The following is a 20,892-nucleotide window of genomic DNA, read 5'->3' on the forward strand; positions in this document are numbered from 1 at the left end:
GCTACCTCGCAAGATATACCCCGCGCGCCAGCCCCGGCAGCGGTGCCATTCCTGTCCGCGCCGGGAGTTTGTCCTACAGCGCAACATGGCCGAAGGACGGACCGGCAGGCTGGCCGGCATCCGGCGGCGAGTGCGGCACTTGGCCAAGGGCACCCTTGCCGGGCAGGCGGCAGCGGCTTTCCCTGCACAGCGATTTCTCTTATGATGCCGCCCAATATACCGGCCGGTAGCACCGGGAGGAGGCCCTGCGGCATGTGTCGCCGCCCGCGCGGCTGGCGGCCTGGCGCAGCTTGCGGCCGCCCGGCGATGCCGGCATAGTTGCGCGCCTTCGCGCCCCTTTGCGTCCCTTCGTGGCTTGTACCGCACGGCGCGCCCAGACCGGATTCCGATGTCGACACAACCCTCCCAGCCTTCCTCCGCCGGCGCACCCGCGCCCACGCTGCGCCGCACCCTGCGCGCCCGCCATCTCACCATGATCGCCATCGGCGGCTCGATCGGCACCGGACTATTCGTGGCCTCGGGCGCCACCATCGCGCAGGCCGGGCCCGGCGGCGCGCTGGCCGCCTACATCCTGATCGGCGCGATGGTCTATTTCCTGATGACCAGCCTGGGCGAGCTGGCGGCCTATATGCCGGTGTCGGGCTCGTTCGCCACCTATGGCGCGCGCTATGTCGACGAGGGCTTCGGCTTCGCGCTGGGCTGGAACTACTGGTACAACTGGGCGGTGACCATCGCGGTGGAACTGGCCGCGGCGCAGCTGGTGATGCAGTACTGGTTCCCCGACACGCCCGGCGTGCTGTGGAGCGCGCTGTTCCTGGGCCTGATGTTCGCGCTCAATGCGATCTCGGTGCGCGGCTTCGGCGAGGCCGAATACTGGTGCGCGCTGGTCAAGGTGGTGACGGTGGTGGCCTTTATCGGCATCGGCACGCTGATGATCTTCGGCATCCTGCGCGGCGACATGGCGGCCAGCCACGGTCTGGCCAACCTGACCACCGGCGATGCCCCCTTCGTCGGCGGGCTGCCCGCGCTGATCGGCGTGGCCATGATCGCCGGCTTCTCGTTCCAGGGCACCGAGCTGATCGGCGTTGCCGCCGGCGAATCGGCCGATCCGGCCAGGAACATCCCGCGCGCCGTGCGCCAGGTGTTCTGGCGCATCCTGCTGTTCTATGTGCTGGCGATCCTGATCATCGGCATCCTGATTCCCTACACCGACCCCAGCCTGCTCAAGAGCGACGTGCAGACCGTGGGCGTAAGCCCGTTCACGCTGGTGTTCCGCCATGCGGGCCTGGCCTTTGCCGCCGGCGTGATGAACGCGGTGATCCTGACCGCGGTGCTGTCGGCGGGCAACTCCGGCATGTATGCGTCGACCCGCATGCTGTACAACCTGGCCACCGAAGGCCGCGCGCCGCGCGTGTTTGCCCGGCTGACGCGCAACGGCGTGCCGCTGGTGGCGCTGCTGGCCACCACCGCGGTCGGCGCGCTGTGTTTCCTGACCTCGCTGTTCGAAAGCAAGTCGGTGTACTTGTGGCTGCTGAACCTGTCGGGCATGACGGGGTTCATCGCCTGGCTCGGCATCGCCGTCAGCCATTACCGCTTCCGCAAGGGCTTTGTCGCCCAGGGGCATGACCTGGACCGCCTGCCCTATCGCTCGCCGTTCTTCCCCTACGGGCCGATCTTTGCCTTCGGGCTGTGCCTGGTCGTGACGCTGGGCCAGAACTACCAGGCCTTTACCAGCGGCAAGATCGACTGGGTCAGCGTGACCGCCACCTATATCGGCATTCCGATCTTCCTGCTGATCTGGCTGGGCTACCGCATCGCGCGCAAGACGCGCTTCGTGCCCTATGCCGAGATGGAATTCCCCGCGCTGCCGGCCCGCGAAGCCGCCGTAACGCGCACCGTCGTGCCCGCGGCCGGTGAATAGGCGCCGTTCCCGGGCGCCTGGCAATCCGCAGTAACAAGCACAAAAGCACAAAAGCACAACAACAAGGAGCATCGCTTTGAAGAAAGCAATCCGCATCAGCCTGCTGGCGCTTGGCGCCGGCATGGCCCTGGGCCTGCCCGCGCACGCCGCGCCCACGCTGGTGGAATCGGTGCAGGGCTATACCCTGCAGCAGGACAAGGTCACCGTCACCCGCTTCAGCGGGCTGGTATTCGACCAGGGCAAGGTGCTGGCCACCGGCGACGCCGCCGCCCTGCGCGCGCAGTATCCGGGCGCGCAGCGCATCGACGGCCAGGGCAAGACCCTGCTGCCGGGCCTGATCGATGCCCACGGCCACGTGTTCCGCCTGGGCTTCAAGACCACCGAGATCTCGCTGTCGGGCACGCGCACGCTGGCCGAGGCGCAGGGCATGATCCGCGCCTATGGCGACAAGAACCCGCAGCGCAAGTGGCTGCTGGGCTATGGCTGGAACCAGGTGAACTGGAAGCTGGGCCGCTTCCCGACCGCCGCCGAGCTCGACGCCGCGGTGTCGGACCGCCCGGTGCGGCTGGTGCGCGTCGACGGCCACGCCGCGTGGCTGAACACCAGGGCGCTGCAGGCCGCCGGCATCACGCGCGACACCAAGGATCCGGCCGGCGGGCGCATCGAGCGCGATGCCAGCGGCAACCCCACCGGCGTGCTGGTCGACAAGGCCATGGCGCTGGTCAACAACGTGATCCCGCCGTACAGCGACGACGACCGCCGCGCCGCGCTGGCCGCCGCGCTGGCGCATATGAACGCGCTCGGCCTGACCGCCGCGGGCGACGCCGGCGTGACCGTCGCCGAAGACCGCATCTACCGCGAGTTCGCCGACCAGGGCAAGCTGACCACCCGCATCTACGGCATGATCCGCGACACCGGCGACGACTTCAAGGCGCTGTCGGCCAAGGGCCCGCTGTCGGGCTACGGCAACGACCGCTACTACCTGCGCGCGGTCAAGCTGTACGGCGACGGCGCGCTCGGCAGCCGCGGCGCCGCGCTGATGGCACCATACTCGGACGACCACGTGCACAGCGGCCTGCTGTTCATGAGCGATGCCGCGATGCAGGCCGCGGTCAAGACCGCGATCCAGGCCGGCTACCAGGTCAACATCCACGCCATCGGCGACGCCACCAACCACCAGGTGCTGGACGCCATGGAAGCGGCGTACAAGGAGGTGGGCGGGCGCGCGCTGCGCAACCGCGTCGAGCACGCACAGGTGATCGCGCTGCCGGACATCCCGCGCTTCAAGGCCCTGGACCTGATCGCGTCGATGCAGCCCACGCACGCGACCAGCGACATGAACATGGCCGAAGACCGCGTCGGCAAGGACCGCATCAAGGGCGCCTACGCCTGGCAGACGCTGCTCAGGCAAGGCACCGTGATCGCGGGCGGTTCGGACTTCCCGGTGGAATCGGCCAATCCCTTCTACGGCCTGCACGCGGCGGTGACCCGCACCGACCATGAAGGCCGCCCGATCAAGGGCTGGCATGCGGAAGAAGCCATGACCCTGCCGCAGGCCTTCCGCGCCTTCACGCTGGACGCGGCCTACGCCCAGCACCAGGAGAAGACGCTGGGCTCGCTCGAGCCGGGCAAGTGGGCGGACTTTATCCTGGTGGACCAGGACCTGTTCAAGGTCAAGCCTGCCGATATCTGGAAGACGCAGGTGCTGCAGACGTGGGTGGCCGGCGAGCGCGTGTACGCGAAGGACGGCAAGCGGTAATCCCGTGACAGCGCGCCGCTGGTCCTGCCCCCCGACGGGCGGGCCGCGGCGCGGCGGCATTACGGCAGCAGCGCCATGGCGTGTTCCAGCCGCTGCACCAGCGCGGCGCTTGCCGGCTGCAACGGCAGCCTGGGTTTTCGCCAAGATATGCGCAGACCCCGCCTGCGTCCAAATCCCATAAAGATCGGGGCGTTCCCGATCTATCCCGCAAACCGGTAGCCCAATCCGATCTCGGTCAGCAGATGGGCCGGTTGCGCCGGGTCGGCTTCCAGCTTGTGCCGCAGGTGCCCCATGTAGACCCGCAGATACTGGCTGCTTTCGGACTGCGCCGGTCCCCAGACTTCGCGCAGCAGCTCGCGGTGCGTCATGACCTTGCCGCGATGCGCGATCAATACCGCCAGCAAGCGATATTCGATGGGAGTCAGATGCACGGCCTGGCCGGAACGCGTCACCGTCCTGTTGGACAGGTCGACGTGCACGTCGCCAAACGTAATCTGGAACGACCCCTGCGGATTGGCCCTGGCATGGCGGCGCAGCAGCACGCGCACGCGCGCGGTCAGCTCCGCGACGCTGAACGGCTTGGTCAGATAATCATCGGCACCGGCATCCAGCGCGCCAACCTTGTCGGCTTCGCCGCTGCGGGCGGACAACACCAGGATCGGTACATGGGTCCAGGTTCGCACCTCGCCGATCAACTGCACGCCATCGCCGTCAGGCAGCCCCAGATCGAGAATGACCAGGTCTGGCTGGCGCGTCCCGGCCTCGATCAAGCCGCGCCTGAGCGTTTCCGCCTCGCATACCGTGCAGCCCTCCGCTTCCAGCGTCGAGCGGACAAAGCGCCGGATATGAGGCTCGTCTTCGACCAGCAGGATGGTGGGGGAAAAATCGAACGGCATGAACTGCTCTCCTTGGGTGTAGCACCATCACGCATCCGCCGGCTCGGGCTCCACCGCCGGTGGATTGCCGCGCGGCAGTGCGATGGTAAAGCGCGCCCCGGCCAGGCCGTGGGGCCCGACCGGCAGAGCGGGGCGCTGCGCGGGCTCGACCCAGATACGACCGCCATGCGCCTGCATGATCGCCTCGCACACGGCAAGGCCCAGGCCGACACCTGCGGTGGCGGATTCGCGTTCGCCGCGCGTGAACTTCTCGAAAATCTGCCTCTCCTTGCCCCTGGGCACGCCCGGGCCGTCGTCCTCCACCGAAATCCGGATGTCATCCTGGACCACCGCGGCCGAGATCCGGATTTCGGTGCCCGCGCGCGTGTACTTGGCCGCGTTCTCCAGCAGGTTGCATAGCACGCGGTCGATCAGGACCGCGTCGCATTCGACCAGCGGCATGGCCGACAGGTCTGCCACCACGACGCGATGGCCGGCCAGCGCCTCGCGCATCGAGGCAAGGCTGGCGCCGACCAGTTCCTCCACCGATTCCCACGCCTTGGTGACGCGGACAGCGGGACCTTGCAGTCTCGCCATATCCAGCAGGTTCACCACCATCGTCCGCATCCGGCGGGCCTGTTCCAGCATGGCCGATACCATCTGATCCACCGCCGGCGCCAGCGGCGGATTGCCGCGCTGCATGGTCTCGGCCATGCCGATCAGGCTGGTCAGGGGCGTGCGCAGGTCGTGCGACACGGCGGCCAGCAGCGAGCTGCGCAGTCGCTCCGATTCCATCGACAGCAGTGCTTGCTGCGCGACCTCGACATAGTGTAGCCGCTCGATCGCGATGGCGATCAGCGTGCAGAACACGTCCACCTGGCGGCGCAGCGCCGGCTGCGCAAACGCGCGCGAAGCCGCGGGCTCGACCGCGAGGACGCCGCGGGTCTGCATCGGCGCCTTCAGCGGCAAGTACAACACGGTGCTGCCCGGCAGCGTGTGCGTGCCGGTGCCCGCCGGCTGCCCATGCACAAAGACCCATTCGGCCAGGATGCGGTCGATCGAATCGGTGCGCGCGCCCGCATCGTGCTGACTGGCGTCCGACACGGGCGGCAACAGCCGTCCCTGCGGCGACACCAGGAAAAAGGCCGAGCCGGCATCGAACGCCGCGCGCAGGAAGCGGCTGCCGATCGAAACGATCTGCTCGGGCACCAGTGCGGCGGATAACTCGCGGGCCAGTTCGTACAGCGTGCGCGCGTCTTCTTCGCGCTGGACCGCCAGGCGGGCCTGTTCGCGCAGGCCCGCGGTCAGCTGCCCAATGACCAGGCCGACAGAAAGCATGACCAGGAAGGTCAGCAGATACTGCACGTCGCTCACGGCAAATGACAGCCGCGGCGGCACAAAGAAGAAATCAAAGGCGGCCACCGCCAGGACGGACGTGAGCGCGGCGGGTCCGCGGCCATGGCGCAGCGCGACTCCCACCACTGCCGCCAGGAACAGCATGGCGATGTTGACGACATCGAACCACGGGAATGCCAGTGCCGACAGCATCGTGGCACAGGCGCACCAGACCGCCGCCCAGGCATAGTCCTTGCGCGTGGCGCCCGGCTCCGGCTCGCCCGGCTGCGTTGGCTCCGTTCCGTGGCGCTGGCGGATGTTGGTGCGCGTGGTGTCGGCGGCGACCCGGATGATGTCGATTTCCGGGCAGCCGAGCGCCAGCGCATCGGCAAAGCTGCGGCGGCCAAACAGCCACGCCGGCGCGCTGACGAAGGGCGACAGCGCCAGCGCCAGCAGCGAACGGGCGCGCTGCGCCAGCGAGGCGCCGCCACGACGCCAGTCCGCCGGCGCCCGTCCGATCACCACCTTGGTCAGGTTGTGGCGGCGCACATAGCCAACCACGGCCTGCACCATGTCGTTGCCCGCCAGCGTCTCCGTACGCGCGCCGAGTTCCTCGGCCAGGCGCATGGCCGCTTGCAGGCGGGCCTTGCCGGCCGCGGACGGCGGCGCCAGCCGCGGCGTGGCGATCGTCACCACATGCCAGTCGCAGTCCAGTTGCCCGGCCAGGCGTCGCGCACTCTTGACCACCTGCCCGGCATCGTCGCCGCTGCCGATGCAGGCCAGCACGGCCTCGCGCGTGCGCCAGACCGCCTGCACGGATTGCGCCTGCCGCCAGGCCCGCACGTCGTCGTCGACGCGGTCGGCGGTACGCCGCAACGCCAGCTCGCGCAGCGCGATCAGGTTGCCCTTGCGAAAGAAATTGCGCGCCGCATGCCGGGCCTGCTCCGGCAGGTAGACCTTGCCTTCCTTCATGCGACGTAGCAGTTCATCGGCTGGCAGGTCGACCAGCACGACCTCATCGGCGCTGTCGAAGACCGTATCCGGAACGGTTTCCCAGACCCGGATGCCGGTGATGCCACCGACCGCTTCGTTGAGGCTGTCGAGATGCTGGACATTGACGGTGGTCCAGACGTCGATGCCGGCGCCCTGCAGTTCCTGGATATCCTGCCAGCGCTTGGGATGGCGGCTGCCTGGCGCATTCGAATGCGCCAGTTCGTCGACCAGGATCAGCGACGGGCGGCGGGCCAGCGCCGCGTCCAGGTCGAACTCCTTGAGCACGCGCTCGCGATACGGCACGTTCCGCATCGGCAGCCGTTCGAGTCCGGAGATCAGCGCTTCGGTTTCCGCGCGGCCATGGGTTTCGACGATGCCGATGACGACATCGGTACCCTGTTGGGCCGCAGCCCGCGCCGCGGTCAGCATGGCGAAGGTCTTGCCGACGCCAGCCGACGCGCCGAAATAGACCCTGAGCTTGCCGCGTGCCGCCCGTTCCCCTTCCGCCTGCACGATTTGCAGCAGCGCGTCCGGATCGGGGCGCGCGCCGGCTACGCGGAATTCTGCATCAGACATGAGAGGGCTCACCCGTGGCCCGTGGCGCCGGTAATGGCCGCACTGTTTCATCCCTGCTATGGTGACCGCGTCAGCGGATCGGTGCAACACCGTCCAGCGCGAGGTTCAGCTTCAGCACGTTCACGCCGGGATCACCCAGGACCGCCAGCAGCGGCGCGTCGGTATTGGCGGCCATCAACTGCCTGACCTGCTCGAGCGGGATCCCCCTGGCGCGGGCGACCCGCGCCGCCTGGTATTCGGCGGCGGCCGGACTGATGTGCGGGTCCAGGCCGCTGCCCGAGGCCGTGACCAGGTGCACCGGCACCGGCGCCGCGTTGTCCGGGTCGGCGGCCCGCAACGCCTCGATGCGGGCGCGGGCGGCACCGGTCAGCGCGGCATTGCCCGGACCCAGGTTCGATCCCGCCGACGCCGACGCGTTGAATGGCATCGGCGCCGTCGCGGACAAGCGGCCCCAGAAATACCCGGGGCCGGAGAACGGCTGACCAATCAGTTCGGATCCCATGGCCCTGCCGTCCTTGACGATCAGCGAGCCTCCCGCCTGGTGCGGGAACACGGCTTTCGCGATGCCGGTGATCACGCCCGGATAGAGCAGGCCCGTCACCAGCGACAAGGCAACAAAGACCACCATCATGGGCCGGACCAGCCCGCCCTGCACCGGCGACATCAGGTACGGCTGCGGAGATTGCGCTTGAGGATTCATGTGTACTCCGGGAAAAATCAGACCCAGCCGAACAGGGCAAGGATCATGTCGATCAGCTTGATGCCGGCGAACGGCACCAGGATGCCGCCCAGGCCGTAGATCAGCAGGTTGCGCCGCAGCAGCACCGCGGCGCCAAGCGGCCGGTAGACCACGCCCTTCAGGGCCAGGGGAATCAGGACGACGATGATCAGCGCATTGAAGATCACCGCCGACATGATCGCCGACGCCGGCGTCGCCAGGCCCATGACATTGAGCACGTTGAGCTGGGGATAGGTGGTGGCGAACGCCGCCGGGATGATCGCAAAATACTTGGCGATGTCGTTGGCCACGCTGAAGGTCGTCAACGAGCCGCGCGTCATCAGCATCTGCTTGCCGATCTCGACGATTTCGATCAGCTTGGTCGGATTGCTGTCCAGGTCGACCATATTGCCGGCCTCCTTGGCAGCCTGCGTGCCGCTGTTCATCGCCACGGCAACGTCGGCCTGCGCCAGCGCCGGTGCGTCGTTGGTGCCGTCTCCGGTCATCGCGACCAGGCGCCCATCCGCCTGATACTGGCGGATCAGGCTGAGCTTGGCCTCGGGCGTGGCTTCGGCCAGGAAGTCATCCACGCCTGCTTCGGCGGCAATCGACGCCGCGGTCAGGCGGTTGTCGCCGGTGATCATTACCGTCCTGATCCCCATCTTGCGCAGTTCGCCGAAGCGTTCGCGAATACCGGTCTTGACGATATCCTTTAATTCGATGACGCCGAGCACGCGCACCGACGTACCGTTGGCATCGGCCACCACCAGCGGGGTGCTGCCGGCGCGCGCCACGTCATCCACGGCTTGCATCACGGCATCCGGAAACTTGCCGGCGTGCTCGGTCACGTAGCGCCGCACCGCATCGGCCGCGCCCTTGCGCACCTGCCGGGCGCCGTGGTCTTGCGCGAGATCGATGCCGCTCATGCGGGTCTGCGCGCTGAATGGCACGAAGACCGGCATTGCCGTGCTCTGCGGCGCGACCAGCCCGGGTTGCTGCCGCGCCAGCGTCACGATGCTGCGGCCTTCCGGCGTTTCATCGGCCAGCGACGACAGCCAGGCCGCTTGCGCAAGCTGCAGCGGCGACACGCCCGGCGCCGGGATGAAGCGCGCGGCCTGGCGGTTGCCATGGGTAATGGTGCCGGTCTTGTCGAGCAGCAGCACGTCCACGTCCCCGGCGGCCTCGACCGCGCGGCCCGAGGTAGCGATCACGTTCGCCTCCATCATCCGGCTCATGCCGGCGACGCCGATGGCGGACAGCAGGCCGCCGATGGTCGTGGGTATGAGACACACCAGCAATGCCACCAGTACGGTGATCGTCACGGGGACACCCGCGCTGGTCACCAGCACGGCATAGAGCGAGAACGGCTGCAGCGTGGCCGTGGCCAGCAGCAGCACCAGGGTCAGGCCGACCAGCAGGATGGTCAGGGCCAGTTCGTTCGGCGTCTTCTGACGCTTGGCGCCTTCCACCATGGTGATCATGCGGTCGATAAAGCTTTCGCCGGGATTGGTGGTGATACGCACCACGATCCAGTCCGACAGCACACGCGTGCCGCCCGTCACCGACGAGAAATCGCCACCGGATTCGCGGATCACCGGTGCCGATTCGCCGGTGATGGCGCTCTCGTCAACCGAAGCCACGCCGTCGATGACCTCGCCGTCGCCGGGGATCATGTCGCCGGCTTCCACCAGGACGACGTCGCCGCGCCGCAGTGCGGTAGCGGCCCGCGCCTCGGTGGCGCCGCCGCGCTTGCCGTCCCTAAGCACGCGCGCGGTCACGGTGGTCTTCAGGCCGCGCAGTGCCTGCGCCTGTTGCTTGCTGCGCCCCTCCGCCAGCGCCTCGGCAAAGTTGGCGAACAGCACCGTAAACCACAGCCAGATCGCCACCGCCAGGATAAAGCCCGCGCTCTCGCTGCCTGCGGCGGGCGCGAACAGCGCCTGCAGGAACAGGATCGTCGTCAGGATGCTGCCGACGTAGACCACGAACATCACCGGGTTGCGCAACTGGTCGCGCGGCGACAGCTTCCTGAAGGCCGCCACCAGCGCTGGCCTGAGCAGCGCTGGCGCGAACATCCCGCGCGGACTCGGCCGGCGTGGATGACGAGGCGGGTGAAGTGCAGCGTGCTGCGTGCCGGCGGCCGCCGCTCCCTGCGCTTGCGCAGCTCTGGAAGCGGCCGTGCCGGGTGCCGTGCCATTGCCTTCGGCCGTCTGGGCCATCGAATCGTGTTGCATGGTTTCTCCGCAATCCTCCCAAACGCCGGCACGTCGCCGATCCGGCTGTACTGGTGCCAGGCGCGCAGGAATGCCTGATATCACTGGGTCAGTGGGTCGCCTGTTCCGTTGCGGCCACGGCGCCCTGGAGTTGCTCGGCAATCGGCCCGAGTGCCAGCGCCGGCACATAGGTCAGCGCTCCCACCAGCAGTACCGTGCCAACCAACAGCGCCACGAACAGCGGGCCGTGCGTGGGCATGGTGCCGCCGCTCACCGGGACGCGCCGCTTTGCCGCGAGCGAACCTGCCAGGGCCAGCACCGGGATGATGATCCAGAAGCGACCGAGCCACATCGCGGCGGCAAGCAGCGTGTTGTAGAACGGCGTGTTGGCCGACAGGCCCGCGAAGGCGCTGCCGTTGTTATTGGCCGCGGACGACAACGCATACAGGATCTCGGAGAATCCGTGCGTGCCGGGATTGAACACGCCGGCGCGGCCGGCTTCGGTCATGACGGCGGCCGCGGTGCCGAGCAGCACCAGCAGCGGCGTGACCAGGATTGCCACCGCGGTCATCTTCATCTCGTAAGTCTCGATCTTCTTGCCGAGGTACTCGGGGGTGCGGCCGATCATCAGCCCGGCGATGAACACCGCCAGCAGCGCATACACGAGCATGCCGTACAGTCCCGAGCCCACGCCGCCGAACACCACCTCGCCCAGCTGCATCAGCAGCATGGGGACCAGGCCGCCAATGGCGGTGAAGGAATCGTGCATGGCGTTGACCGCGCCGCACGACGCAGCCGTGGTGATGGTGGCGAACAACGCCGAAGCGGAGATGCCGAAACGCGTTTCCTTGCCTTCCATATTCCCGCCCGCCTGCAGCAGCGAGCCGGCATGGTCGACCGGCAGCCCGACCAGGGCGGGATTGGCCATTTGCTCGGAGATGCCTGCCACACTGGCCATGGCGACGAAGATCACCGCCATCGCCGCGAGCACCGCTAGCCCCTGCCGCCTGTCCCCGACCATCTCGCCAAAGGTGAAGCACAGCGCAGCCGGGATCAGGAAAATCGCCAGCATCTCGATCAGGTTGGCCAGCCCGTTCGGGTTCTCAAAAGGATGCGCGGAGTTGGCGTTGAAGAAGCCGCCGCCGTTGGTGCCGAGCATCTTGATGGCCTCTTGCGAAGCCACCGGGCCCATCGCCAGCGTTTGCCTGTCGGTCGTCACCGCCTCGGTCACCGGCTGGTGCCCGGCATCGAGCACCGGTTGCCCGGCAGCGTCGACCTTGGGCTGGCTGTACTCCACCGGGGCAACCAGGCCGACTTCCCGATAGGCGTCGAAGTTCTGGATCACGCCCTGGCTGACCAGGGCCAGCGCAATCACCGTGGCGAGCGGCGCCAGCACGTACAGCGTGATCCGGGTCAGATCCACCCAGAAGTTGCCGATGGTGACCGTGCTCTGCCGCGCAAAGCCGCGGATCAGCGCGAACACCACGGCAATGCCGGTCGCCGCGGACAGGAAATTCTGCACGGTCAGCGCGAGCATCTGGGTCAGGTAAGCCATGGTGGACTCACCCGCATAGCCCTGCCAGTTGGTATTGGATACGAAGCTGATGGCCGTATTGAACGCGGAGTCCGGCGACACCGCGCCGAAGCCTTGCGGATTGAGCGGCAGCATCCCTTGCAGCCGCTGGAGCGCGTAGACCGCAACCACGCCAAGCAGGTTGAAGGCAACAACCGCGATGGCGTACTGTTTCCATCCCATCCCGGCGTCCGCACGCACGCCGCCCAGGCGATACAGCAGCCGCTCGAGCGGGCGCCCCCACCCGGTCAGGGCATAGCGGTCGTCCTCCACCGCACGCCGCATATAGCGTCCGAGGAACGGCGCGCATGCCAGCAGGATGGCGAGATACAGGGCCAGCAGGCCCAGGAATTGCGATGACATCAGAAGTTCTCCGGCCGGAACAGCGCAACGAGGAGGTAGACGAATATGGCAACGGCCAGCGCGCCGCCGAGCAGCTCGGTCCAGGCCATCACGGCTCCCTGTCGGACGCGCCGTCCATGGCCGGCAACTGGTTGGACGCACCACCTGTTGCGGCAGCCGCCGTTGCGTTCGGAGCAAGCCTGACGCAAAGCCCCAGCAACGCCGCGCTCAGGGCAGCGAACCCGAGCAATACGATCAGATAGATCCAGTCCATGACAAAACACCTCAGAGCAATTCAGGCTTGGAGCTTAGCGAGGGCGTCGTAAAAACTGGGTATAAAGGCGGCGCAAACGTATAAAGAACGTATAAAGAGCGCGCTTGGCATGAACGGACGCGCCTCGCGGTCAGTCCCCTGCACCGAGGCAGCAACAGGCGTGCCACGGTTTTCCCGCTGTCTTTATCGGATCTTTACGTGCGGCATCCATTTATTGATGCGCGGTAAACGCGGCCTTGCCTACGCTGTCAGTACAGCCAGGCGGCCCGCACCGGGGCGCAGGCAAACCCATCCTTCCCGACCGCCATGATCAGGCTACTCGTTGTTGCCGATGACTCGGACAGTGCGTTATGGGCCGTGCGGCACGCGGCCTTCCTCTACCGGGAAGGCAGTGCGGCGGAGGTGGTGCTGCTCAACGTGCAGCGTCCGCTCGAGCATGGGCGCGCCAGCGCCTATCATTCGCTTGCCAAGCTGCGCGAGCGGGAACGGCGAGCCGGTGAAGCGCGACTGGCCAGGGCGGCCGAGATCCTCTGCGATTCGGGCGTCAGGCATGTGGCGCAGATCGGCGTCGGCGCGCCTGTGACGACCATCATCCGCGCGGCCAGGGCCTGCGCGTGCGATGGCATCCTGCTGGGCGTGTCGGCCTGGTCGCGGATCCTGGCGCTTGCCGGCGCCGGCACTCCCGCCAGGATCATGCGGCGCTCGCCCATTCCCGTCACGCTGGTCAATGCGCCGCCGACCTTCCACGTGCCCGACGCGCCGCGATCCCATTGGCCCGCGCCGGCCCGGACCCCGCCGGTGCTTGTGGTCTATTCGGCGAGCGTTGCCTGCTGAACCGCAGTCCCGGCTGAGACCTCTTCAGGCTTTGATGCAGAGCGGGATCGACGGGCAGGTCGCAGGCGCTCCTGCACCGCACCCGATGATCGTGCCGCAGCGCGGACCCCGTCCGAAAGTACCGCCCTCACGGCAGCGGCGGCTTGGGCAGGCGCGTCTCTCCCGGCTCCAGCTTCAGCTCGACATCGAGGCGGAAGCCCCCGTTGCCGTCCGGCTCGAAATCGCGCAGCAGCGAGCCGACCGCACCGAACGCGGCGTCGCTGAAGCCATAAGGATCGAGCGCATCGAAGATCTGCGTGGTCAGCACCTTGTGCCCCGGCGCGATGGCGATGAAGTGCAGGTGCGCCGGGCGCATGTGGTCGCGGCTCTGCAGCTTCAGCAGTTCGCCGCAGGGGCCGTCGATCGGCACGCCATAGCCCGACGGCCGCACGCTGTCGAACCAGAAACGCCCTTCGGCATCGGTCTCGAACACGGCACGCAGGTTCATGTCTTCCTGGTGTTCGTCCTGGTTTTCGTACAGGCCGCTCGGCGCCGCCTGCCAGGTCTCGATACGCGCGCCGGCGATGGGCGTCCCGTCGATCGACACCACGCGGCCCCGCACCGTCAGCGGGTCGCCGGTGGTGTCAGGCGTGGCGATATGCGCGCCGTTGGGGCGCACCGGCTGGTTGGCGCGCCAGAACGGGCCGATCAGCGCGGGCTCGGTGCCGCCGGCGGCCAGCACGGCCTTGGCGTCCATCAGCAGCACCAGCGTGGCAAGCCCGAGGATATCTGCCAGCAGGATGCCCTCGTGCTTCTTCGGGCCGGTGGCCTGGCCGATGCGGACCATGAAGTCCAGGCCGGCGTGGAGTTCTTCATAGGTCAGCTGCACCTCTGACGCGAACGCGTGCGCATGCCGGATCAGGGCATCGAGAATGGTGCGGGTGCGCGCGTCGGCGGTGCCGGCATTGGCCTTGAGCACGGCTTCCAGCAGCGCCTCGGGGGTGGCGGGAATTGATTGAGAAGCCGCCGCGGAAGCGGCGCTTGCGCGGGCTACGGAAGCAGAAGTCATAGTGTGGTCAGCTCCTGTGGGAAGTGGGGATGGAATCTGGCGCGGAGCGGGGCGTCGATGTGACGCCCCGCTGCATGCCGCAGGCGCCTGCTCGTTGACCACCCGTCCGCGGCGCCGCGGACGTCGTCAGCCTTCGGTGCGCGGCTGCGCCGTGTCCGCTCCGCCTTCCTTGATGTAGCCGTCGTCGCCGTAGACCAGGCCGGTGCATTCGGCCGCCTTGACCACGTCCGGGTGCCAGGCGATGCGGCCGCATTCTTCGTCGGTGCCGCCCACCACGGAGTAGACCACCAGCGCGTGGTCGTTGGGGTTGCGGAAGCCACGCATCACGCCGATCGGGCAGGAGATCACGTCCCACTGGTTCAGCATCAGCGAATACTGGCCCTTTTCGCCCCAGATCACTTCCATCTGGCCGTTCAGCGGGCAGAACACTTCCTCGGTCTTGTGCGCGTGCAGGCTGGCGCCTTGTCCGACCGGGATTTCGATGAAGGTCACGCCGAAGCGGTGGTTGCCGGGGATCGCGGGCTCGACGCCTTTGTTCTCGAGCACGCCGCGATTCATGATCTTGTAGATGTTCTTCTTCATCCCGGGCAGACGGCTTTCGATGAAGGTCTCGCCGTAAGGCTTGACCTTGCCCCAGCGCGCGATGCGGGTGGCTTCCATTTCCTGTGGGGTGGGATCCATATGGCTTCCTCGGTGTCATGAAGTTGGGAAAACGAGAGGGCGTGCGCCTCTGTTCGTGCAACTCTATGAACCGCCAACAGGCAAGTCCAACATCATTTTTCGCCGGGCGCCATAACAATCCGGTATCGGGTTTTTGCGCCGGGCGGCGGCCTGCGCCGGACCGGAATTCCGGTCTTCCAACGGATGATGGTTGCCCCTGGAGCAGCACCCTGCGCCGTTGCTTTCACCACGAAGCCCAACCTTGCGCCTTGACGCCGCAGCCACGGGATAGGCATCATTCGGTCTTCTCGTAAATGCGAATTATTCGCATTTGTATTGACATTTACATACAGGCCTGCCTGTCTTCCTGCTGTTCCATCATGAGCCGCCAAGTCCTTCGCGCCGCGCGAGCGCGCGCACCCCAACCTCGCCATCTCGCCGTGCTGGCGCAACTTGCCGTGCTCGCCGGTTTTCCGGCGACGGCCGCGCTGGCGCAGCAGGCCGCGGCGCCGGCCGATGCGGCGTCGCTGCCGGCGGTGACCGTGAGCGCCTCGGCGGCGGACGATTCCGGCCTGCAGCTCGAGAAAAAGGCCAGCGCCGGCGCGCTGGGCTCGCGCACGCAACTGGACACGCCCTACTCCACCACCATCGTCACCGGCGAGGACCTGGCCGAGCGCCAGGTGGCCAAGCTAGGCGACGTGTTCACCATGGACGCGTCGGTCAGCGACAACGGCAACGGCTACAACAGCTGGTCCAGCTACCTGAGCGTGCGCGGCCTGCAGATCGACTGGCAGAACGGCTTCAAGATCAACGGCCTGCCGTTCGTGGCCTACGGCATCACGCTGCCGTACGAGCACATGGAACAGGTGGAGCTGCTCAAGGGCCTGCCGGGCTTCATGTATGGCTTCGCCACGCCGGGCGGCATCGTCAACTACGTCACCAAGAAGCCGACCGACACCTTCACGGCATCGTTCGAGCTTGGCTACCGTGCCGCCAATGTCTGGAGCGAGCACATCGACCTGGGCGGCCGCGCCGGCCCGGACAATATGTTCGGCTACCGCCTGAACGCGACGCACGAAGAAGGCACCCCGTACAACGCGCGCAATATCCGGCGCGACAGCGTGTCGCTGGGGCTGGACGCGCGCCTGACCAGGGACCTGACCTGGACCTTCGACTCGATCTACCAGGACCGCCGCGCCACGGGCCAGATGCCGTCGTTCAGCCTGTGGAGCTATGGCGATACGGCGCTGCCGGGCGCGGTGTCGGGGCGCATCCGCAACTTCGCCGGCGCCGACCAGCACCTGAACACCAACCTGCAGCTGTACAGCACCGGCCTGCGCTACCAGATCAACCCGGACTGGGCGGTCAGCACCAGCTACAGCTTTACCAAGGTCAACCGCAGCCGCAACGAAAGCACCTACAACCTGCTGAACCAGGCCGGCAACTACATCGACCAGCGCTACGACACCGCGCAGAACCAGCAGGTGGGGCAATGGCAGGCTATGCTGGAGGGCAAGTTCCGCACCGGCCCGTTCGGCCACCAGCTGGTGGCGGGCCTGTCGTGGCAGAAGCAGATCGACCGCTACGACAACAACGGCTTCGGCGCGGTCATCGGCACCGGCAATATCTTTGCGCCGAACACCAACACGTATTACAGCTCGACCGCATTCAACAAGGTGCGCAACAGCGACATCACGCAGAAGTCGGTGTTCGCCAGCGACACCGTGCAGCTGACCGAGCGCTGGTCGGTGCTGGCCGGCCTGCGCGTGACCAACTTCGAGCAGAACGGCTATGTGCCGGTCACCTCCAGCTACAGCAAGAACGGCGTGGTCACGCCGACGCTGGCGCTGATGTTCAAGCCGGTGCCCACGGCCACGGTCTATGCCAGCTATGTCGAAGCGCTGGAGCCCGGCTCGATCGTGCCGGACGGCTACACCAACGCGCGCCAGCTGCTCAGCCCGATCCGCAGCAAGCAGTATGAAATCGGCGTCAAGGCCGACCAGGCCGCGTGGAGCGCGACCGCCGCGGCCTTCCGCATCGAGCGCGGCGCCGAGTACGACAGCATCAGCGGCGGCGTGCCGACGCGCCAGCAGGACGGCACTTCGATCTACCAGGGCCTGGAGCTGGCGGGCGTGTACCGCCTGGGCTCGCAATGGGAGTTCGGCGCCAGCGCGATGTATCTCGATTCGTACTACGACAAGGGCGTCGCCAACAGCGGCAACCGCGTGGCCGGCGCGCCCGGCTTCATCATGGCCGGCCGCGTCAGCTACCGCGTGCCGTTTGTGCCGGGATTGCGTGTTGGCGTCGATGGGAAATACACCGGCAATACCAAGCTTAATGCGGGGAATACGCTCGAGGCCGGCGGCTATACGGTGTTCAATCTCGGGGCCAGCTACAGCACGCGGGTCGCGGGCAAGGACCTGACGTTGCGGGCGGCTCTGAACAACGTGACCAACAAGCGGTACTGGGGCTTCCAGTATGAAAACTATATCCAGCCGGCGGATCCGCGGAGTATCAGTTTGACGGCTAAGATTGCGTATTGAAGTTTTGCCGCACGCGCGATGACACCCGCTCTCTGGAGCGGGTTTTTTGTTGGTTCTTGCTGCGCTTGGGGTGTGGAAGTTGGTTGGGTTGTCGTGCTTGGCGGGCGTGGCTGTTTCGCCGGCGCAGCCGGCGACCTACTTCTTGGCCGAGCGCCAAGAAGTAGGCAAGAAACGCGTCGCCTATGCGGCTGGCAATCAATTCCGCGGCGTTGGTGGTTCGGGGGGTGGTGATTTCCGTTTAGCGTGGGTGCCAGTTCGAACCTGCTAACGCTATGTGAGTCAGGGGCGGTGCCTTCGACCACTGACTTTTGAACGATCCCAACAGGGTGTAGGCAGCCTGCTGCTGGCGCTATCGGTGGGACGCCTTCGGCTGCGCTGCGCGCGCTCCCTATCTCAGGTGTGCTGCTCGGGCACGGAGTGCGTCGCTGCGCTCGCACGCGCTATCGCTGGCGAGCCCAAAGGACTTTTCCCTTCCGCCTGCTCGCTCCCCTCTCCCGCCTGCGGGAGAGGGGCCGGGGGTGAGGGCCGGAGCATCCACGAAGTCACCCGCATCAATCCCCACCCCCTCACATCCACCGTCTCCCACCTTCAGGGAAAACGAATGTTGACAATCACGAAGCCGTGATCTACAACATCGTCTACACACTTCATCGATTTTGTAGACAATTTAGTAGACACATAAACACCCGCCCCTGGCGCACCGCACAGAGCCCCGAAGGGCCGCGCGTCGCCTATCGTCAAGACACACATCTGCCAGGAGACTCAGATGATGCAAACCACCGCAACACCCGCCGACGCAGCGCAGGCGCAGGGCGGGCATGCCGCACACGGCAATGCGCTGATCAAGCCCAGCTATGACGAACGCCTGACCAACGAGGACCTGGCCCCGTTGCGCAAGCAGACCTGGGGCACCTACAACATCTTTGCGTTCTGGATGTCCGACGTGCACAGCGTCGGTGGCTATATCACCGCCGGCAGCCTGTTCGCGCTGGGGCTGACCAGCTGGCAGGTGCTGGTGTCGCTGCTGGTGGGCATTGTCATCGTGCAATATTTCTGCAACCTGGTGGCCAAGCCCAGCCAGGTGACCGGCACGCCTTATCCAGTGATCTGCCGGGCCTCGTTCGGCGTGCTCGGCGCCAATATCCCGGCCATCATCCGCGGCCTGATCGCGGTGGCGTGGTACGGCATCCAGACCTATCTCGCGTCGAGCGCCTTCCTGGTGCTGGCGCTGCACTTCTTCCCGGCGCTGGCGCCATACGCCGACCTCAAGCTGCATGGCTTCGCCGGCTTGTCGACGCTCGGCTGGGCCGCCTTCATGGTGCTGTGGGTGCTGCAGGCGCTGGTGTTCTGGACCGGCATGGAGACCATCCGCAAGTTCATCGACTGGGCCGGCCCGGCGGTGTACGTGGTGATGATCGCGCTGGCGATCTGGCTGGTGAACAAGGCCGGCTGGGAGAACGTCAACTTCACGCTGAGCTTCGTCAAGTACACCGGCTGGGAAGCGGTGCCGGTGATGCTGAGCGCGATCGCGCTGGTGGTGTCGTACTTCTCCGGCCCGATGCTGAATTTCGGCGACTTCTCGCGCTATGCCAAGGATTTCAAGGCGGTCAGGCGCGGCAACTTCTGGGGCCTGCCGGTCAACTTCCTGGGCTTCTCGCTGCTGACCGTGATCACCACCTCGGCCACGCTGCCGGTGTTCGGCAAGCTGATCACCGACCCGGTTGAGACGGTGAGCCATATCGACAGCACCTTCGCCATGCTGCTGGGCGCCTTCACCTTCATGACCGCGACCATCGGCATCAATATCGTCGCCAACTTCGTGTCGCCGGCGTTCGACTTCTCCAACGTGTCGCCCAAGCACATCAGCTGGCGCACCGGCGGCATGATCGCCGCGGTGGCCTCGATCTTCATCACGCCGTGGAACCTGTACAACAACCCCCAGGTGATCCACTACACCCTGGACGTGCTGGGCGCCTTCATCGGCCCGCTGTTCGGCATCCTGATTGCCGACTACTACCTGGTGCGGCGCCAGCATGTCGAGGTGGATGACCTGTACACGCTGAACCCGCGCGGCCGCTACTGGTACCGCAATGGCTTCAACCCGGCGGCGGTGGCCACCATGGTTCCCGCGGCCATCATCCCGATCCTGTGCGTGGTGGTGCCGGCCTGGCAGGCGGCAGCCAACTACAGCTGGTTCATCGGCATGGGCATCGCGCTGGTGCTGTACCGCCAGCTGGCGCCGCGCATGATGCCGGACCATCTTGCCGCCCCGGCCGCGCCAGCCTCCAGCCGGGCTTGAACGACATCCCCTTCGACCGCATCCACCCCAGAGCCGTGTCCATGAAGCTGAAGATCATCAACCCCAATACCACCCAGAGCATGACCGACAAGATCGGTCAGTGCGCCGCGGCCGTGGCGGCGCCCGGCACGCGCATCAGCGCGGTCAGCCCGCGCATGGGCCCGGCTTCGATCGAAAGCCACTATGACGAGGCCCTGTCGGTGCCGGGCATCCTCGACGAGATCCTGGCCGGCGAGCAGGAAGGCGTGGATGGCTACGTCATCGCCTGCTTCGGCGATCCGGGCCTGTACGCCGCGCGCGAAGTGGCGCGCGGGCCGGTGATCGGCATCGCCGAGGCCGCCATGCACATGGCCAGCGTGGTGGGCAGCAGCTTCAGCGTGGTCACCACGCTGGCGCGCACCTGCAATATCGCCTGGCACCTGGCCGAGCGCTACGGCATGAAGCGCTTCTGCAACAACGTGCGCGCCTGCGACCTGCCGGTGCTGGAGCTGGAGCGCCCCGGCTCCGATGCGCGCCGCATCATCACCGAGGCCTGCCGGGTGGCGTTGGCCGAAGATCGCAGCGAGTGCATCGTGCTGGGCTGCGCCGGCATGACCGACCTGTGCGACGAGATCGCCGACGCCATCGGCGCGCCGGTGATCGACGGCGTGTCGTGCGCGGTCAAGCTCGCCGAGGCGCTGGTCTCGGTGCGCCTGGGCACCAGCAAGCGCGGCGATTGGGCGCGGCCGCTGCCCAAGGCCTATGCCGGCATGCTGGCCCCCTATGCCCTGAACTGAACCCCTATGTCTTCCCGCACTTTGTCCGCTTCCACCACCATGCTCCAGTCCCGCTATCCCCGCGACCTGATCGGTTACGGCGCCCGCCCGCCGCACGCCCGCTGGCCGGGCGGCGCGCGCGTGGCGCTGCAGTTCGTGCTCAACTACGAAGAAGGC

15 protein-coding genes and 1 pseudogene are annotated in these 20,892 nt (G+C 66.9%); 7 read left to right on the forward strand and 9 right to left on the reverse strand.

Translation table 11 applies throughout. From position 1 onward, the window contains the following. Nucleotides 1-388: 388 nt before the first annotated feature. Both MKD50_RS27660 and MKD50_RS27665 read left to right on the forward strand, forming a co-directional pair. Entirely contained in the window at nucleotides 389-1,921 is a 1,533-nt protein-coding gene (locus tag MKD50_RS27660; RefSeq protein ID WP_115699223.1) for an amino acid permease, read from the forward strand. Between the two features lie 76 nt (nucleotides 1,922-1,997). Continuing rightward, on the forward strand, nucleotides 1,998-3,680 hold the full coding sequence (locus MKD50_RS27665; protein WP_252669573.1) for an amidohydrolase: 1,683 nt from the start codon (nucleotides 1,998-2,000) through the stop codon (nucleotides 3,678-3,680). A gap of 200 nt (nucleotides 3,681-3,880) precedes the next feature. Here the strand turns inward: MKD50_RS27665 and kdpE are convergent, their stop codons facing one another. The 7 genes from kdpE to MKD50_RS27700 all read right to left on the reverse strand — a co-directional run bounded on the left by kdpE (nucleotide 3,881) and on the right by MKD50_RS27700 (nucleotide 12,576). After that, complete coding sequence (gene kdpE, locus MKD50_RS27670; RefSeq protein ID WP_115699225.1) at nucleotides 3,881-4,576, reverse strand: two-component system response regulator KdpE; 696 nt, start codon at nucleotides 4,574-4,576, stop codon at nucleotides 3,881-3,883. A gap of 27 nt (nucleotides 4,577-4,603) precedes the next feature. Continuing rightward, nucleotides 4,604-7,459: a DUF4118 domain-containing protein gene (locus tag MKD50_RS27675; RefSeq protein ID WP_252669574.1), complete on the reverse strand. Its 2,856-nt coding sequence runs from the start codon at nucleotides 7,457-7,459 to the stop codon at nucleotides 4,604-4,606. A 70-nt stretch (nucleotides 7,460-7,529) separates the two neighbouring features. After that, entirely contained in the window at nucleotides 7,530-8,159 is a 630-nt protein-coding gene (gene kdpC / locus MKD50_RS27680; protein ID WP_305882098.1) for a potassium-transporting ATPase subunit KdpC, read from the reverse strand. 17 nt (nucleotides 8,160-8,176) lie between these two features. Next, the gene (gene kdpB, locus MKD50_RS27685; protein ID WP_371925399.1) at nucleotides 8,177-10,408 is read right to left on the reverse strand and encodes a potassium-transporting ATPase subunit KdpB; all 2,232 of its coding nucleotides are present in this window, start codon (nucleotides 10,406-10,408) and stop codon (nucleotides 8,177-8,179) included. A gap of 88 nt (nucleotides 10,409-10,496) precedes the next feature. Continuing rightward, a complete protein-coding gene (gene kdpA / locus MKD50_RS27690) occupies nucleotides 10,497-12,323 on the reverse strand; it encodes a potassium-transporting ATPase subunit KdpA (RefSeq protein ID WP_252669576.1) in 1,827 nt (608 codons plus the stop codon). Then, nucleotides 12,323-12,412 carry a K(+)-transporting ATPase subunit F gene (kdpF, locus tag MKD50_RS27695; protein ID WP_115699230.1) on the reverse strand — a complete coding sequence of 30 codons (90 nt, stop codon included), beginning with the start codon at nucleotides 12,410-12,412 and terminating at the stop codon, nucleotides 12,323-12,325. Before kdpF ends, kdpA begins: the two co-directional genes overlap by 1 nt. Further along, nucleotides 12,412-12,576 (reverse strand): hypothetical protein, encoded by a 165-nt coding sequence (locus MKD50_RS27700; protein WP_252669578.1) that lies wholly within the window; start codon nucleotides 12,574-12,576, stop codon nucleotides 12,412-12,414. The genes kdpF and MKD50_RS27700 overlap by 1 nt, the downstream gene beginning before the upstream one ends. Before the next feature lie 306 nt (nucleotides 12,577-12,882). Here MKD50_RS27700 and MKD50_RS27705 point away from each other — a divergent pair, with 306 nt between their 5' ends. Beyond that, nucleotides 12,883-13,410 (forward strand): universal stress protein, encoded by a 528-nt coding sequence (locus MKD50_RS27705; protein WP_252669580.1) that lies wholly within the window; start codon nucleotides 12,883-12,885, stop codon nucleotides 13,408-13,410. A 127-nt stretch (nucleotides 13,411-13,537) separates the two neighbouring features. Here MKD50_RS27705 and MKD50_RS27710 read toward each other — a convergent pair whose 3' ends face one another. Both MKD50_RS27710 and MKD50_RS27715 read right to left on the reverse strand, forming a co-directional pair. Beyond that, nucleotides 13,538-14,458, reverse strand: coding sequence for a dioxygenase family protein (locus MKD50_RS27710; RefSeq protein ID WP_252669581.1), 921 nt, complete (start codon nucleotides 14,456-14,458; stop codon nucleotides 13,538-13,540). 126 nt (nucleotides 14,459-14,584) lie between these two features. Beyond that, nucleotides 14,585-15,139, reverse strand: a complete 555-nt coding sequence (locus tag MKD50_RS27715) for a cupin domain-containing protein (RefSeq protein ID WP_252669582.1) — start codon at nucleotides 15,137-15,139, stop codon at nucleotides 14,585-14,587. 359 nt (nucleotides 15,140-15,498) lie between these two features. On the opposite strand from MKD50_RS27715, the gene MKD50_RS27720 reads away from it, so the two are divergent. The 4 genes and pseudogenes from MKD50_RS27720 to MKD50_RS27735 form a co-directional block, all read left to right on the forward strand. Beyond that, nucleotides 15,499-17,661 (forward strand): TonB-dependent siderophore receptor, encoded by a 2,163-nt coding sequence (locus MKD50_RS27720; RefSeq protein ID WP_252669583.1) that lies wholly within the window; start codon nucleotides 15,499-15,501, stop codon nucleotides 17,659-17,661. A gap of 766 nt (nucleotides 17,662-18,427) precedes the next feature. Next, entirely contained in the window at nucleotides 18,428-19,960 is a 1,533-nt protein-coding gene (locus MKD50_RS27725) for an NCS1 family nucleobase:cation symporter-1 (protein ID WP_252669584.1), read from the forward strand. A gap of 41 nt (nucleotides 19,961-20,001) precedes the next feature. After that, the gene (locus MKD50_RS27730) at nucleotides 20,002-20,736 is read left to right on the forward strand and encodes an aspartate/glutamate racemase family protein (protein ID WP_018005616.1); all 735 of its coding nucleotides are present in this window, start codon (nucleotides 20,002-20,004) and stop codon (nucleotides 20,734-20,736) included. A 39-nt stretch (nucleotides 20,737-20,775) separates the two neighbouring features. Next, nucleotides 20,776-20,892 (forward strand): annotated as a pseudogene (locus tag MKD50_RS27735) (allantoinase); the annotation flags it as partial.

The sequence above is a fragment of the Cupriavidus mimosae genome (assembly GCF_023952485.1).
Classification (GTDB): Bacteria; Pseudomonadota; Gammaproteobacteria; order Burkholderiales; family Burkholderiaceae; genus Cupriavidus; species Cupriavidus taiwanensis_C.

What these genes read in the sequence shown, in the direction of transcription:
- MKD50_RS27660 (WP_115699223.1), top strand. Translation starts at nt 389, where the DNA reads ATGTCGACACAACCCTCCCAGCCTTCCTCCGCCGGCGCACCCGCGCCC.
- kdpE (WP_115699225.1), bottom strand. Translation starts at nt 4,576, where the DNA reads ATGCCGTTCGATTTTTCCCCCACCATCCTGCTGGTCGAAGACGAGCCT.
- MKD50_RS27675 (WP_252669574.1), bottom strand. Translation starts at nt 7,459, where the DNA reads ATGTCTGATGCAGAATTCCGCGTAGCCGGCGCGCGCCCCGATCCGGAC.
- kdpC (WP_305882098.1), bottom strand. Translation starts at nt 8,159, where the DNA reads ATGAATCCTCAAGCGCAATCTCCGCAGCCGTACCTGATGTCGCCGGTG.
- kdpB (WP_371925399.1), bottom strand. Translation starts at nt 10,408, where the DNA reads ATGCAACACGATTCGATGGCCCAGACGGCCGAAGGCAATGGCACGGCA.
- kdpA (WP_252669576.1), bottom strand. Translation starts at nt 12,323, where the DNA reads ATGTCATCGCAATTCCTGGGCCTGCTGGCCCTGTATCTCGCCATCCTG.
- kdpF (WP_115699230.1), bottom strand. Translation starts at nt 12,412, where the DNA reads ATGGCCTGGACCGAGCTGCTCGGCGGCGCGCTGGCCGTTGCCATATTC.
- MKD50_RS27700 (WP_252669578.1), bottom strand. Translation starts at nt 12,576, where the DNA reads ATGGACTGGATCTATCTGATCGTATTGCTCGGGTTCGCTGCCCTGAGC.
- MKD50_RS27705 (WP_252669580.1), top strand. Translation starts at nt 12,883, where the DNA reads ATGATCAGGCTACTCGTTGTTGCCGATGACTCGGACAGTGCGTTATGG.
- MKD50_RS27710 (WP_252669581.1), bottom strand. Translation starts at nt 14,458, where the DNA reads ATGACTTCTGCTTCCGTAGCCCGCGCAAGCGCCGCTTCCGCGGCGGCT.
- MKD50_RS27715 (WP_252669582.1), bottom strand. Translation starts at nt 15,139, where the DNA reads ATGGATCCCACCCCACAGGAAATGGAAGCCACCCGCATCGCGCGCTGG.
- MKD50_RS27720 (WP_252669583.1), top strand. Translation starts at nt 15,499, where the DNA reads ATGAGCCGCCAAGTCCTTCGCGCCGCGCGAGCGCGCGCACCCCAACCT.
- MKD50_RS27725 (WP_252669584.1), top strand. Translation starts at nt 18,428, where the DNA reads ATGATGCAAACCACCGCAACACCCGCCGACGCAGCGCAGGCGCAGGGC.
- MKD50_RS27730 (WP_018005616.1), top strand. Translation starts at nt 20,002, where the DNA reads ATGAAGCTGAAGATCATCAACCCCAATACCACCCAGAGCATGACCGAC.